The following is a 15,571-nucleotide window of genomic DNA, read 5'->3' as shown; positions in this document are numbered from 1 at the left end:
TAAAAAAAGCCGCTAACTTTTTAGTTAACGGCTTTAAACTTAGTGCGGAAGAAGGGACTCGAACCCCCACGCCTCGCGGCGCCAGATCCTAAGTCTGGTGCGGCTACCAATTACGCCACTTCCGCGTTTGGTTTTTTAGAGTGTGCAAAGATAGCTTTAAATGCTATATTTTAAAATTGAATTTCACATTTTTCTTTATCTGCCTCATTACATTGCTGTTAATTTATTTATGAGCCTGTTAAAATATGCCGGGGCATGCCATAAGCGGCTGCCATACCACGAAAACAGCTCGCCATCTACCAGTAATATTTTGGCATTGGGCAGTATAATCTTAAACTCATCAATATGTTTTTGGCTAAAAGGATACGGCTCTGATGATAACAGCAATACATCAGGGTTGGCAGCAACTAAATCTACGGCGGTTAATTCTGGATATCTATCAACATTAATTACATTTTTAAAACCGCAAAGTTGTAGCATACTATTTATAAAAGTACTGTTACCCGCGGCCATGTAAGGTTTACGCCATATGAGGTAAGCTACCCGGATATTTATTTTTGCAGGTTGCAAGGTTTGAAACTGCAGAAATATTTGGTTTGATATGTTTACCGCCTCAGTTGGTTTACCAGTTATCTCCCCTACCTTATTAATCATGCTTAACGCACTGTGCAGATCTTTAATATCGCTTATCCAAACCGGGTAATGCGCCATCAACTCTTCAACCTGGCTTTGTTCATTTTCTTCCTTATTGGCAATTATGAGATTGGGCTGCAGGTTATGTATCGTCTGCATATTTAATTGCTTGGTACCCCCTATTTTGGGCACAAGCTTAACTTTATCAGCCGGATGGATACAAAATTTTGTTATACCAACAATTTGCTCTTGCAAACCAAGGTCAAACAAAAGTTCGGTTTGCGAAGGCACAATAGATATTATTCGTTGTGGTGTAGCCGGCAAATTAACAGCCTTATTCATCTGATCGTAAAATACCGGCATAATTGTTCGGTTTTATTCTTTGTGCTAAGGTAGATTAAATTTCAGCCATCAAAAATTAGTAGTTTTGCAATGATGAATTATTTTGATTTTTACGGAATAACTGAAACATTTAAGCCAAATGCTGCGCAGCTAAAAAAGCAATTTTATGCTCTAAGCAAGCAGTATCACCCCGATTTTTTTGCTAACGAGGATGATGCCAAACAGCAGGAAATTTTGGAGCTATCAACACTTAATAATAAAGCTTACCAAACCCTTAGCGACCCAAATAAGCTACTCGAATACGTTTTAAGGCTGCATAACCTGGTAAGCGAAGGTGCAAAACCATCACTCCCGGCAGATTTTTTAATGGAGATGATGGAAATTAACGAGCGCCTGATGGAAATTGAAGACGCCGAACAACTTGCCAATGTTACTGCAGAAGTTGCTGCTATTGAGGGCGATATGACAGAGGCCTTAAATAAGCTGACAGCTGGCTATGAACAACTGGACGATACCGCGAAAGAAAGCCGCCTTAACGACATTGCAAATATTTACTTCAGGCAAAAATATCTGTTGCGAATTAAAGAGAGTTTAGATACATTTGCAGCCCGCTTCTAAGCAAAAGACTTGCTTTAAGTATGCCCAGCTGGCGGAATTGGTAGACGCGCTGGTCTCAAACACCTGTGGGAAACCGTGCCGGTTCGACTCCGGCGCTGGGTACCGAACCGGAGTAATCGCATTTTTTTGCCTTTATTCCGGTTTTTTTATTTCCTAACTTATTGTTAATCAGATACATCAACCCAACCGATTTACTTAGGTAAGTGGTTCGACCTTTAGAATCTGAAAAATCCCATTTTTTTTGAAAAAGTCGAACCAATAATGAGCCTTTTGCCTTCAATATTTGCCTCCCTGTATATCTGAGCGAGGTTTTTAAGGTTCGACATTGCTTTATGGGTCAACTCAACAAAATTGACCTCTGAAGGCATTTTTTTCCGAAAGTGCCGAAGGTTTGGTGGAAGCGATGAAAAAAGGCGATAAGTCGGGTGGCAGCGATCAGTTCTTTACCCAATCCGCGATCAACTTTTTAGCGGCCTGCATCTATTTCTTCAGTAAATATGAGGGTGGCAAATACTCCAGCGTTCCACATGTATTGTCCTTTCTCAACCATTCGTATAAGGATATTTTCAATACACTGTTTTCCGAACCGGAACTGGTCTTCCTGTTATCCCCGTTTAAAAGCGCCTATGTAACCGAGGCTTTTCCGCAGTTAGAGGGACAGATCGGTACCCTTAAAATATTCACATCGCGCCTGGCAACGAAAGAAACGTTTTGGGTATTTTCCGGCGATGACTGTAACCTGTGCGCTGTATTCAAAAACACTTGTATAAAAGACAGATCATAACGGCCGGTTATAAACTTCCATCAAACAATTCCTGAACAGGCCCGGGTTTCAGCAAAGCAATTTACCCGGTTCGCCGTTTACCCCAATCTCACCGTTAAGACGGCGAATAATTCCGGCACTTAGATACAGCCCAATTCCAAAACCTGAAATAGGGTCGCTATTCCCATTCTGTGCACGGAAGTAGCGAACAGGTAAGCTCTCCGTTCCGGTCCTTTTAATTGATTTAATTGTTATCAGCAGACCCGTCAACATTGATTTTACTATTTATAATTTCCAGGTCTTCGATAGTTAGCTTATCAATATGCATATCGCCAAACGAGGCCTTTTTAACAGATAAGCGACCAAGGTAAAACGCGCCAACAGCGATCGAGCCGATGGCCACGCATCCCAGCGCTAAGGCTCCCGTTGCACCAGCGCCTATTGCCCTGGCACCCAATGCGTAAGCGCCTATGGCCCTGGCGCGCTCCATTTTCTTATTGTTATTTTTTATGCTCATGGTCCTGTTCATTTTGTTAGTGCTGAGTTTGGTTCCTTTTCAGATAACAAACTTTTTAATAAAGAGTTGACAGACAAATTATTTTTCATTAAAGCTGACGGTGAAGCGTCGACTTTCAACACCGGAGCCGGAAAAAAATTCGCTGCGACTTATAGGGACAGGGCCACCATCACAGCACTTACGAATCGTCTTACCGTGCTTGCTGGAACAGCAACGCTGCTTGTCCTGCTTAACCTGGCTATATTAATACCCATAAAATGGCCGTTGCCTTTAAATACAGGTCCGCCGCATTCATACGGCTGTATCTTTGTATCGTGAATAAACACATTATCAAACCCGTCCCTCCTGATGCTCTTTCCGCCCGGGAACAACTCGGCAGGATGATTAAATGTTTTTTGCGGCGGATATTTTAGTATGATCAGCTTAGTATAACTTTTTGATTCTCTTGATATCGTAATTATAGTGGTATCACCGGCCCTGTATTTTTGAAGCGCTTTAATAAAATCAAGCTGGTCCTCCACGTTATGCCCGTCTACCGTCAGTAGCCGGTCTTCGGGTTTTACTCCCCCGGCCTCTGCCGCGCTACCGGGGCTGACAGATGCAAACACCAGCTTATCGTCCTTCAGCGCTGTAGTGGCGCCAATATATCCATAACTGGTTATTTTAGGCAAATTCACAGACATGCTTCCGGTAACGCCCGTCCGGTAAACCGAATCCGGACGGGGAGATATTAAGAACTGACCCAAGTCATTAAAAGTAATGCCATCCCGTTCGGTTAAATCCAACTTTATGCCTTTGCCAATTGTTTTGGCCGGGAGTAATAAAACCAGGTCATTGGCCGTGCTACGGGCTAATACCCTGGCTTTGACGATTTCACCACCCGGTAATATAATTGCAGGGCTTTCACCCACCATTGAATTTTTGCTTAGCAAAACCGTTTTACCGGTAAATGCCGGTTTTAATTTCAGCCCATCCAATGATAAAAGCGTACCGGATATTTGCTCTTCCTTACCATCGATCACACTTTTTATTTTAATACAGTTAGCTTTGACTTGCGCGTTAAGCTTATTGAATTCAACCTGCAGGTTCTTTACCGGTGGTATAGATTTGATGGAAGCGATTAGGGTGTCTTTTACAAAAGCATCGGTATCTGCAGGTAATACTGTATAATTTTCGGGCTTATTTAAAGCACTCCGGTATTTGCGGTAAGTATCAACAGGTACCTCGTAGTTTACATCTTCGGGTACTTCAATGCCGCTGTGGATGCCAATAACGCGCCCCAGCAGGTCAAATAACGGACCACCGGAATCACCGGGTTCCATAACACAGCTTGATTGCACAAAACCATGCTTGTTTTTTAGCAGGGTGATGCGCCCGAACCTGATATTAGGTTTTCGTTGTTCCGGGCTTTCGGGATACGCTATGCTGATGCATGGTTGATTAACACTTAACGATGATGACCATCCCATTTGTGCAAATGGCCAGGGGCCTTTGTCAACAATTTTTAACATAGCAGCATCAGGCAGCATAAACGTAGGCGGTATAGATATGCGACCTAATCCTTTTGCTGTACACTCCCTTCCGTCAGGAAACATAACCCTGTATGTTTTACCGGGTGCAACCACATGTGCCGCGCTCAGGATCTCCCCTTCTTTACTTACTACAACGCCGCTAAACTGGGCGCTCATCCTGTTGCCAGATTCGGCATCAATTTCCCACATTAATACAGATGCCGAATAACTTTTTGCAATTGCCTGTGAAATATAGCCGGGTATTTCTTTATTAGAATGAACCTTATTATTTTTTTGCTGTGCGTTTGTTATTAAAGCCGCACACACTAAAATTTGAATGGCGGCAATGGCCAAAGCCTTGTATTTATTCATATATAAATCAAAAATTAAGGGCAATAAAAAGGGAAGCCGGTAATAAACCGGCTTCCGGGTAACTAACTATACTGAACTGATTATTTGCCAAAAGGCGTCTTTAGGTTTAAGTGCCGTACACTTTCCTGTATATCTTGTTAATTTTTAAACAGCTCGGCCAATTTGGCGTTCAGGGTTTCATCCCTTAATGTGTTGCCAATAACCTTTCCGTCTTTATCTAATAAATAACTTTGTGGCACCGCTCTTACACCATATAACCTGCCTACTGCATTATTCCAGCCTTTAAGGTCAGAAACATGTAGCCATGGTAAACCATCTTTTTTGATAGCCTCAACCCACCTGTCTTTCACATTATCAAGCGATACAGAAATAATTTCAAAACCTTTGTCTTTATAAAGCTGGTATTGTTTAACCAGGTTGGGGTTGCCTGCACGGCACGGAGTGCACCAACTTGCCCAAAATTCAACAAGTACATATTTGCCCTTAAGGCTTGCAAGTGATATTGGCTTGCCGTTAACATCGTTTTGGGTAAACTCGGGTGCTTGCATACCTACCGCGGTAGTGCTGGCAGCCAGGATACGTTGCTCAAGCTCTTTACCTGTATCGGTATTACGGAGTTCCGGTTTAAAAGCTTTAAAAATCGGCTCAACTTTTTTTATATCTACTTTTGCCCCGGCAGCTTCTGACAACGCCACTAAGCCGAAATACGAGTTGGGGTTATTTTTGGCAAACTCAAGCTGTTTTTCGTTCCTTTTGGCAACATTGCGGCGGAACCTTGCATCAACAGCCTTTACAAAGGCGGTATCCTTTTGCTGCTCAGGTGTTGCTTTTGAAAATTCGATATTTACGTTTTTGGTAAGCTCCATTATGGTACCACCAATTTGTTTGTTATATGCCTGAAATTCGTCATAAACCTTTGAGCCTGTTACAGTAGCGTTAATTAGCGAATCTGCCGAAGTGAAAACCAGGTTCTCGTTACTGAAATAAATGTAGACCACATCACTGTTTGGGGCGTAGATAGAGTGTGGTTTGCCCTGGCCTGTATGATCTAATGATATGCGCGAAGTAACAATACCGTGCACAGTGCCGGTAAAACTAAACGTGCCATTAACAACTACACATGAATCTTCATGACTTGCGTTGTTATCTCCGTTGTCCATGTAATCAAGATAAACCTTGGCCGGTTTATCCAGCTTACCTATGTGGCCGGTTATAGTAAACTTTGGCTTTTGTGCAAAGGCAATTGCAGGTAGCAAAAAAGCAAGGATCGATAATTTAATTTTCATTGTGTATTTACTTTAAAAAAGGTTTAGATATTTGTTATTTAGATTTAGAGATATGGTTCTGCAGCGTATGCAGCCCAAAGTTCATCAACTGTTTTACCTGTTAGTGTTTTCCAGATTTGTGCTGTATAGGTGTTATCACGACAAGCTGTATCCAGATCTTTTACCAGGTTTGGCTTAACATTTTTTTCAAGCCATACTAAAAAGCGCGCAGTGTACCGGTAACTGCCGGTATAGTCCTTATCGGAGTTAAAAGCGGCTAATGACCATCCGGCAGTCGCGTTATCAACACCAAATTTATTTCGGGCAAAGTCGGCAATACCTTCAACCAGCCAACCCGGGTTGTTGCCGGTATAACCTTGTACAATGTGCATTACCTCATGTGTTACCACATCCAAATCTGTTGGAGTGTTAAGCATCCATTTGGAGCTATAACGCACATGCCCTCCGCCAGCCTCTGCCGCTCCCGAGTAAGACGGATCAATCAAAAAGTAAACCTTTTTAAGAGTTTTTGGGTTATAAGTCGCTGCTTCTTCCGGGTATACTTTAAAAAAGGCATCTATCATCCTGGCCTTAACTTTGTTCCCGGCTTCTGTAGCAAAATCAGGTGAGTTATTGGTAAAAATAAGCGTATAGCCATTTTTTGTGATCGAATCTTGTGAGATGTAATCGTGAAAAACAACTTTTACGGGTTGCTGGCCCTGTTCGTCTGCAGCATTTTTACTACAAGAGATTGACGCCGCAGCCGATAGTATTAAGAGTAAGCACTTTATAGTATTTCTTAGATATTTCATGATAATGTTAGGTGATGTTTACTTAATAATAATATCTACAGGTGTGCCCGGGATGCCTGTAATTATTTTGGTGATGTTACCGGTTTTAGCTATGCTTACGTCAAGGGTATAAACGTTACCATTGGTGCCAACCGTTAATGTATTGTCATCCTGGCTGATCTTGATCATGGATACTATTTTCCCGCCAAAATCAGCATCAAGCACCCTAAGGTCTTCATTAATTGGATTGTATCTATAGATCTTATCTTTAGACGAGAAGTAAAAGATATTTATACTGTTGGCCACCCATTTGCTGTTCTCATCAATCAGCGCCGCGGCTTTAAAAGCGCGCTTACGTGTTGCTTTGAAAGTGCGGTCGTTGCCCGTGGGATAACTAAAGCTTAATTCGGTAACGTCGCTGCCTGTCTTGAAGAAAGCGTAGGAAGCCCCGCCTTCTGTGGCTTTCATAAAGATCTGGTTATCTAAGCTAACCTGCTTGGGGTTGAACCCTGTGCTGGCTGTATCAATTGTATACGATGTGCCGGAGTAAGTTCCATCTGCACCAAAGGTTATAAACGCTTTGGCCTTTGTATCATAACCCAGGAAGTAAGCACTACCATGGTAAAAGTATTTAGACATGGTATAGTTACCCGCCTGTTCGTTTGCAAACTTGCCATAATCATCTGCAAAGGGAGCTGTTGATGATACACCTACATACAATTTACCATTTACAACCCCGGTGGGTATTGTACCCATTTGTAAGGGGCCCAGAAAAGGTTCGAGGTAACCTGTAGTAATTGGTGTTGGCGGCGTAAAAAACTGCGATGAAAAACCATTTTTACGCAGCAATGTGCTGGCGTCAAGTATTACACCGCTGTTGTTGGGGTCGTTACAAAGCGCCCAGTATTCCTCTTTGGTATTAGGCTGATAAGGCAGCGGTTTAGAGTAATACAATTGAACCGGGTTTGAAGGCAGATCTTCATTGTTTAACGCATGATAAAGATCTGCAATTACCGTTTTATCCGGTTTAATAAAGGATAGCTTGGCCACACCGTTATCATCACTCAGTACAATATCGCCTGCAGAGAACTGGGTAGTGCCTGCAATTTTAAATGCAAACTTGTAAAACAACCCGTTCCTTTTATCGGTAACAATAAGTCTGCAAGCACGTTCGCCCGGGCCAAGGTTATAAACTAATTTAAGCGGATAACCTTTATAAACAACTTCCCTTAATTCTTCCTGTATGGTTATATGCCATTCAAAATCAAGATCCTTAATCGGGTCGGCACCCGCAAGGGTAACGGTTGGCTTAATTGTTAGAGTATCCCCTATTAAAGCAGAAAATGTTTCATTTTTTATGCCGGTAAGCACCGGCTCTGATGGCGGTGAATAAGTATAATTACCCAGATCCTTTTTACAGGATGAACTGATAACCGCGATGAACGCTAATAAATATATTAATTTAAATTTCATGATCATTTTTAGTTTATAATAACCTGATTACCATTCTCATCAACAAAAAAGTACTTATCTAACTGAGCGTAATACTTGAGATAGAATTTCTTTTCGGGCGATGCGGCACTGTAAAAATCATAGTCGTTACTTCCGCCCGTTCTTTTAGTTAATATATACCCCTTATCTGCATGCCGGGTTACCCAGGTAAACGGATCATTTACAAAAGTTTTGGTGTTATCTATGTAATACAATGTCCTCGGGATTTGTAAATAAGCATTGGGTTTAGACATGTCTACCAAATCGGTTGTGCCTGATGAGATCAGGAAAAGCTGATGTTTAACACGGCTATAATCGCCCAGCGGGCCTTGCCAGTAAATCCACCAGCTTGGTTTTTCTAAGCGGGACGAATAGTAAATAGATCTTGTCCTTAATGTTAAGGGAAGAGTAGAATCAAAATCCTCACCGCCCGAAACACGGATAGTAAGGTTAACAGACTTATCGGCAAGCAACGGGTCAAGGTTCTTGATAATTACAGGCACCCTCACATTTCCCGAGTCGGCGGGCATAATGTAAAATGGCTTCAGTAATTCATAATGCAGATCCGCATTAGCGGTGGTGCTTGAATCCACTACGGTAAGCGCAAACTTCCTGTCATGGTTAACCCTTTGGCCCGAGATAATCACCGGCACCCAAACCGTATCCTTTGATAGTGACGGGTTATAGGCAAATGAATAAGTTAAAGCCGATGTATCCTGATTGCCGTCCTTATCTTTATAATTCAGATAAATATTATCTTTTGCATCGTATACTTGCAGCGCTTCCTTCTTGCATCCAAAAAGGGTAACAGCGGCCAGTAAAACATAAAATATATTTCTTTTCATATCTATATCGTTTTTCAATATGTGTGTTTGTTTAAACTGTAGCCACCAACAGGCATATAAAGCCTATTGACAGATAAAATCAGTTGTTATAAGTTAACTCCCCATCCGGTACCGGAAATACGAATATGTTGTTAGATGCAGGGTACACCTGGCCGCTTGGGGCAATAACATCAAGGTTTAACCGCTTATACATGAAAAATATCTGGCTTTCTCCGTAAAACTCCTTTCGGCACTCCTTTACCAGCTCGTTCATAAAGGCTGTTTTACTAAGGTTAGTAGGCAGCAAATCAATTATACCGCGGTGTGTACGCATGGTATTTAGGTAGCTAATTGCGGTTGCCGGGTTTGTGTCATAGCTTGCTTCGGCAGCTATATAATACATTTCAGACAGCCTTAAAGCCGGTGCCATAACCGGATGCAGATTAATAAGCGGTGTGCTGTTTTTAGTGTACTTAACCAGGTAAATGCGGTTGGGCGTTACATCGGTAGCGGTTAAAAACCATTGCCTATAGCGCCAGTCTTCGGCACCTACCGAGCTTTTTTCGTAAATATTATCCAACTGTAGTGGCGTTGGCTGGTACGATGCCACATTAACTTTTGTGTACAGGTCTGTCAGCATTTTGTTGATATCAGCGTTATCCACATACCAGCCAAATGTTAGTTCTTTATAAAAGATCTTGTCCCGTTGCTGTACATTAGGGTTAAAAGCATCCTCCTTTTCAGTCCATGGGAATTTACTGGCGCTTATTACATCATTTGCATTTGACAAGCTATTGGGGTAATCTCCTTTATACAGATAAACCCTTGCCAGTTCGGCGCAAACCGCAAAATAGTTTAGCCGGTGCCTTCTGTTTTGCAAAAACAAGGTATTGCTGTTGGTTTCAGTAGCCTTTTGACCCGTATACCCACCAGGATACGTTTTATTTGGATAGCCAATAATATAACCCGCAGAACGGATAGGGTCTGCATCGCTTAATAATGTACGGGCATCACGCAAGTCGATAATTGCCATATTAAGCGCGTCGCCTACCGATGAAAATGGCGTACTTTTTATACCAACCGTGGTTACGTATGGGATGCCGCGACCAGCAGGGTTGTATTTATACGAATTGGCGAACATTCTTAAAAGGTCGAAATGTATATAAGCCCTTAAAGCCAATGCCTCCCCCTTAATAATTGCATAGTTATTGCCCGAAAAAACGCCCTTTTGCTTATCGATCATTTGCAAAATTTGGTTGCAGTTACCGATAGCGCTGTAGGCTCCCGACCAGATCGTGCTGTTCTTATCCTTTAAGATATTCTCTTTATATTGAAAAGAGGCTATTTTTTGTAAGTTGAGATCGGTAAAGGAATAATTCTGCGCCATGATATCAAGGTTGCTGAATGTTAAATTCCCTCCATACAGATCACCGCCGGCACATTTGGTATATACCCCGTTTAAAGCTTCTTTAAAACCTTCTTCCGTGCTAAAAAGCTCTTCTTTAGTTACATCAGACTCTGGCTGCACATCAAGAAACTTTTTACATGATGAAAGCACCAGTAGCGGAAGTATAAAAAATAAATATTTTTTCATGTTACTGTTTTTAAAATGATCCCTGTATTGAAAATGTTAAACTCCTGGCAAACGGGTAATTTATCCCTCGCTCTACCTCAATGCTCGAAGCCCTGAACAGGTCATTGGCGGTTGCCGCTAATCGTAGGTTTTGCAATCCATATTTACGGATCGACTTACTATTGAAATCGTAAGAGAAATAAAGAGACTGCAGTTCTACAAGGTTGTCGTTTTGTACAAAGCGCGATGACACGTAAGTTTTTGTGAGGTCGGCAATGTTTTTAAAGAAGGTATGGTCGCCAGGTTGTTTCCAACGTTGTTCCAGCACCCGGCTATCTACATTATAACGGGGATCAGCATTTTCCACACGATCAATTAATGTTTGATTGAATGCCTGTCCACCAAAGCGGTAATGGAAGCTGAAGCTTAACAAGAACCTTTTATAAGATACGCTGCTACCAAAAAAGCCCTCGGCTTTTGGTGTAGTATTACCCACATCCTGAATATCTTTTACATCCCAGATATAGGTTAAACTGCCGTCTTTTTTTACCAATATCTCTTTACCATTCTCCGGGTCGATACCTAATGATTTAACTGCGTATATGGTATTTAAAGATTTACCCTCTACGTAGCGGGATAATGGTGTAGAAAAAGCGTTCTTTTCTGTATTGGTCTGGAAATTATCAATACTATTATTAAATGCTTTTAATGATTCAGAGATATGAACAATTTGGTTTACGTTGTGTGCCAGGTTACCGGTGATATTAACATTCCAGTCTGTTGCACGATAAACATTAGCCACCAGGTAAAGCTCATAACCCTTGTTTGACATATCGCCCAGGTTATCCTTATAAGTAGAAAAACCGGTAGATGGGGCAAGGTTAATATCGGTGATAAGGCCCTTAGTTAATTTATAATAATATCTTGGCGAGATAACCACCCTATCTTTGAATAGACCAATATCTAAGCCGGCATCGTAAGTTTTAGTTTTTTGCCACTCCAGGCTGCTATTGCCATAACCAAAAATAGTAGCGCCAATACCGGTAGAATACCAGTTTGATGTTTGATACTGATATATTGACCTTGACTGATAAGCAGGGAAACTGATAGAACCCAAGGTTGCTATACTGCCTTTTAAGCGCAACTGGCTGATGAAATCTATAGCCTCTAAAAACGCTTCTTTATGGATGTTCCAGCCTGTGCCTACCGACCAGAATGGGGCGAAACGTTTGTCTGCGCCAAATGCTGAGGAGCCGTCCATCCTAAAGGATACATCCAGCAGATACTTGTTCTTGTAAGAATAGTTACCTGAGAAGAAACTGCCTGCGGTTCGGGACTTGATCACATCGCCCCCGGGGCCAGCGTTTTCTTTGTAGATACGGGCAAAGCCAATGTTGCTAAACCTGTCATTAGAAAAACCTTCGGCCGAGAATGTTTTGGTATCTGACTTGGCCGACAGGATATTTGCCCCCAATACCAGGTTAAAGTAATTATCGCCCAGCTGTTTATTATAACTTAGAGTTACATTGCCGTCCAGATTCAGGATACCACTATTGATGTAATCATAAGTTCCCCGGTTGTTAAGTTCATCGGAAGGAGTATAATAAAACACACTGCTTAATGGGGAAACGTATTTATCTGCTGATGAGCTTGTTTTGTTTACACTCATTAGCGCCCGTAACCTTAAGCTCTTAGATAGCTTATAGTCAGCCGAAAATGACTCCAGTATTTCTGTATAGGCAGATTTATTAAAACTGCTTAAACTGGCCTCAAATAAGGGGTTAAATATGGTTTCGGTTACATACTGATTATCCTGATTTCTGCCGGTATTAACACGCCAGTTAGCAAGCTCCTGCACTAATGCACCAGAACTATCCCTCATGGGGAAATACGGGTTTGCATTTACATAGCTCGAAAAATTCCCATATGGCGAGTTAGCCTGATCAACCTGGGTAACGGTAAGGTCATTTCTGATGATAAGGCGGGAGTTAGGATTGTATGTAAAATTTACACCACCACTGTATCTTGTATTGTCAGATCCCTTCATTATACCTGGTTGCGTTTGGTAACGCAGGTCAATTCCGTATCTGAAAGACTGGTCACCACCCTGCGCGTACAGCGAGTGCTTTTGCTGGTAGGCATTTCTTAATGGTTGTGATAACCAATAGGTATTCACGCCGCTTGCTACATTTTTTAAACGCGTAAACAACTGTGCGTCCAAATCGTCCTGCTTATCGCCGCTTGTAAAACTGCTGGCGTCATAAAGGCCAACAAGTTGCTCATACTCTATTTTTTGCTTGGCATTAAGCACATGGTAGTCAGATAAGTCGGGGCCATTAAAGGTTAGCTCGTAATTATATGAAAGCTGTAGTTTGCCGGCTACCGGGGCTTTGGTAGTAATTACCATTACTCCGTTGGCAGCTCTTGAACCATAAACCGCTGTGGCGGCGCCATCCTTTAATAACGTAACCGATTCAATCCGGTTGATATCCAAATCGACAACTTTTTGGAGCGTAACTTCAAAGCCATCTAATATAAAAGCCGGAAGATTGTAATTGCTCGAAAGATTATTACGGTCAAGAATATCATCATTTATTGATGGGATGGCTGTAGCACCACGCACGTTGATCTTGGGCAGCTTGTTGGGGTCGGCCCCGCTAAGGTTGTTATCCAACACTTTAAATGAAGGATCAAAAGATTGGATACTTTTAAGCAGGTTTTGAGGGTTATTACGTTTAAGATCTGCCCCGCTTACCGTTATGGCACTACCTGTGTAGTTATCTTTTTTAATGATCTGATAGCCGGTAACTACAACGTCTTTAATGTTGTTAATATCAGGCACCATTTTCACGGTAATTACTTTTGCGGTGCTTACCTTAACTTCTGCCGCTTTGTAGCCCATAAAAGTAAAAACCAAAATTTGGCCGGGATCTGCCGCTACATTAAATTCACCGGTGTTGTTAGTTTGCCCAACAAGGCCTACAGTACCCTTAAGTGAAATGTTTACACCAGGGATCCCCGCTTTGCTTACAGAATCAATTACCTGCCCGTTTATCTGCACTTTATTTAAATGGTTAACAGGAGCTTCCTCGGGCGCTTTATTCTGGATAACTATAGTTTTGTTAATTATGGTAAAGCTTAAGCCATTGTTTTTCAAACAGGCGTTAAGCGCTTCCTGCAAGGGCGCATTCTTAACATCTATATCGGTGGTTTTCCCTTTGATGCTTACTTTTTCGTTATAGAAAAATAAGTATCCTGTTTGTTGCTTTATTTCCTTAAAAACGGTTTCAAGGCTTTTGTTTTTGCCAAACAACGTTACGGTTTGCGAATAACTTGCTGCAGATAAGTGCAAGGCACCAACAAGTAGTAGTATAGTAGTGAGTTTCAATACTAAAAGAAGTTTATACTTTACGTTCCGTATTGCGCACACGGCATTGTAAAGAAAGGTTAATTTCATATTTTTGATTAATAGGGTTAAACAAATGCAGCATTGGCCTTGAACATCTAATACTGCTGACCTTCACCGGGAGCTGTGAGACGCTTCCGGTTTTTTCTTGTCAAAAATTCCGTGGAGTTAGAGTAGTTTTCTATTCATGCCTTTCGATTAAGTGTTAGTTTAGTTAGTTAGTTGTTTTTTTAGTTAAAGATCGGGTTAGATAGATGCGCTTATTTTTTATTAGAAACCGTTACAGTTTTGCCTTCAATGCTGAACTTTACATTATTAAGCTCCAGTATTTTAAAAACATCGCCCAGGCTGCTGCTTCTTGAAATTTCGCCGAAATATTTTTCATGGGGAATATCCTTATCGTAAACCACATCAATATTGTACCAGCGGCTCACTTGCCTCATTACTGATCGGATATCTTCGCCATTGAAAGAGAATATGCCATTTTTCCATGCCACTTCCTGATCAATATCTACCTGGCGTTTAATAATAGTCCCGTCACCATCTCTGTTAATAACAGCTTGCTCCCCTGGCGCAATAGTAACGGTGCCTGATGGTGAAGTAACTTTTACCGAACCCTCCAATAAAGTTGTTCCCATAACCGCCTCATCATCATAAGCGTTTATGTTAAAGTGAGTTCCTAATACTTCAATAGTTTGCATGGCCGATTTTACCCTGAAGGGCATCTGTTTATTCTTTACCACTTCGAAATAGGCCTCACCGGTAAGGGTTACCATACGCTCATTACCCGTAAACACAGTTGGATAGGTTATAGATGATGAAGCATTAAGCCAAACGTTAGTGCCGTCGGGCAGGATAACTTTGTATTGGCCGCCCTTTGGTGTAGCTATTGAGTTTTGAAACAACTGATGCTGACCGGTTTGGACGCTAAGTACCTTGTAAACAAGCTGCCCATCGGCCATTTTAGTGATGATCACCCCTGCCTGCCGGGCAATTTCACCTTTTAAAGCATCGTCCAGCAAAATTTTTGTTCCATTACTAAGCGTTAAAAGTGCTTTATTACCACCTGGAACAATCCCCTTATAAGCATTTACAACAACATTGTTGTTTTTTACATTATTGGTATTGATAAGAAAATATATTCCAAATGATATGAAAAATAGGATTAAAGCTGCCGCCGCATATTTTACCCATAGATACTTCATACGCGGAGCGATGGATTGCTTTTGATAATCCCTGATCCGTTGGTCAACTACATCTTTAATGGCGTCTTTTAAATGAATATAATCTCCCTCATTTTCGCTGGTGATGAGATCATCGCTTAAATCGAACACATTATAGTAAGTTTCCAGAAACTTTACTTCTTCGTTTGTAGCGTTACCGAGTCTGTACTTTGTTAATATCTTTATAAAATATTGCTTGTCTGCAGGGTCCATTAAAATCTTATTATATATACATGAGTCAA

The 15,571-nt window shown here is 41.5% G+C and carries 12 protein-coding genes and 2 tRNA genes; 3 read left to right on the top strand and 11 right to left on the bottom strand.

All coding sequences use genetic code 11. The features are described 5' to 3' along the window. Nucleotides 1–43: 43 nt before the first annotated feature. Together NPE20_RS00255 and NPE20_RS00250 are read right to left on the bottom strand one after the other, a co-directional pair. Nucleotides 44–125, bottom strand: a tRNA-Leu gene (locus NPE20_RS00255). An 82-nt stretch (nucleotides 126–207) separates the two neighbouring features. Next, entirely contained in the window at nucleotides 208–996 is a 789-nt protein-coding gene (locus NPE20_RS00250; protein ID WP_256536580.1) for a helical backbone metal receptor, read from the bottom strand. A gap of 69 nt (nucleotides 997–1,065) precedes the next feature. Between NPE20_RS00250 and hscB the strand changes: the two genes are divergently transcribed. The 3 genes from hscB to NPE20_RS00235 all read left to right on the top strand — a co-directional run bounded on the left by hscB (nucleotide 1,066) and on the right by NPE20_RS00235 (nucleotide 2,377). Beyond that, nucleotides 1,066–1,593 carry a Fe-S protein assembly co-chaperone HscB gene (gene hscB, locus NPE20_RS00245; RefSeq protein ID WP_354003214.1) on the top strand — a complete coding sequence of 176 codons (528 nt, stop codon included), beginning with the start codon at nucleotides 1,066–1,068 and terminating at the stop codon, nucleotides 1,591–1,593. 22 nt (nucleotides 1,594–1,615) lie between these two features. Continuing rightward, nucleotides 1,616–1,695: transfer RNA gene (locus NPE20_RS00240), tRNA-Leu, on the top strand. A gap of 301 nt (nucleotides 1,696–1,996) precedes the next feature. Beyond that, nucleotides 1,997–2,377, top strand: a complete 381-nt coding sequence (locus tag NPE20_RS00235; protein ID WP_256536579.1) for a hypothetical protein — start codon at nucleotides 1,997–1,999, stop codon at nucleotides 2,375–2,377. 223 nt (nucleotides 2,378–2,600) lie between these two features. Here NPE20_RS00235 and NPE20_RS00230 read toward each other — a convergent pair whose 3' ends face one another. From NPE20_RS00230 to NPE20_RS00190, 9 genes are all read right to left on the bottom strand, one after another. Beyond that, nucleotides 2,601–2,873, bottom strand: coding sequence for a hypothetical protein (locus NPE20_RS00230; protein ID WP_256536578.1), 273 nt, complete (start codon nucleotides 2,871–2,873; stop codon nucleotides 2,601–2,603). 149 nt (nucleotides 2,874–3,022) lie between these two features. Next, nucleotides 3,023–4,756 carry a trypsin-like peptidase domain-containing protein gene (locus NPE20_RS00225; protein ID WP_256536577.1) on the bottom strand — a complete coding sequence of 578 codons (1,734 nt, stop codon included), beginning with the start codon at nucleotides 4,754–4,756 and terminating at the stop codon, nucleotides 3,023–3,025. Between the two features lie 137 nt (nucleotides 4,757–4,893). Next, nucleotides 4,894–6,042: a TlpA disulfide reductase family protein gene (locus tag NPE20_RS00220; protein WP_256536576.1), complete on the bottom strand. Its 1,149-nt coding sequence runs from the start codon at nucleotides 6,040–6,042 to the stop codon at nucleotides 4,894–4,896. 44 nt (nucleotides 6,043–6,086) lie between these two features. Next, the gene (locus tag NPE20_RS00215) at nucleotides 6,087–6,833 is read right to left on the bottom strand and encodes a basic secretory protein-like protein (protein ID WP_256536575.1); all 747 of its coding nucleotides are present in this window, start codon (nucleotides 6,831–6,833) and stop codon (nucleotides 6,087–6,089) included. A gap of 18 nt (nucleotides 6,834–6,851) precedes the next feature. Then, the gene (locus NPE20_RS00210) at nucleotides 6,852–8,285 is read right to left on the bottom strand and encodes a PKD-like family lipoprotein (protein ID WP_256536574.1); all 1,434 of its coding nucleotides are present in this window, start codon (nucleotides 8,283–8,285) and stop codon (nucleotides 6,852–6,854) included. Between the two features lie 8 nt (nucleotides 8,286–8,293). Further along, on the bottom strand, nucleotides 8,294–9,148 hold the full coding sequence (locus tag NPE20_RS00205; protein WP_256536573.1) for a DUF4843 domain-containing protein: 855 nt from the start codon (nucleotides 9,146–9,148) through the stop codon (nucleotides 8,294–8,296). Nucleotides 9,149–9,227: 79 nt separating this feature from the next. Next, nucleotides 9,228–10,721, bottom strand: coding sequence for a RagB/SusD family nutrient uptake outer membrane protein (locus tag NPE20_RS00200; RefSeq protein ID WP_256536572.1), 1,494 nt, complete (start codon nucleotides 10,719–10,721; stop codon nucleotides 9,228–9,230). Nucleotides 10,722–10,731: 10 nt separating this feature from the next. Beyond that, nucleotides 10,732–14,157, bottom strand: coding sequence for a SusC/RagA family TonB-linked outer membrane protein (locus tag NPE20_RS00195; protein ID WP_256536571.1), 3,426 nt, complete (start codon nucleotides 14,155–14,157; stop codon nucleotides 10,732–10,734). A gap of 209 nt (nucleotides 14,158–14,366) precedes the next feature. After that, entirely contained in the window at nucleotides 14,367–15,542 is a 1,176-nt protein-coding gene (locus NPE20_RS00190) for a FecR family protein (protein ID WP_256536570.1), read from the bottom strand. Between the last annotated feature and the right edge of the window lie 29 nt (nucleotides 15,543–15,571).

The organism is Mucilaginibacter aquariorum (assembly GCF_024498135.1).
GTDB classification, from domain to species: Bacteria; Bacteroidota; Bacteroidia; order Sphingobacteriales; family Sphingobacteriaceae; genus Mucilaginibacter; species Mucilaginibacter aquariorum.
Note: the sequence above shows the minus strand (reverse complement) of the source record. Positions and strands in the feature narration are given on the sequence as shown.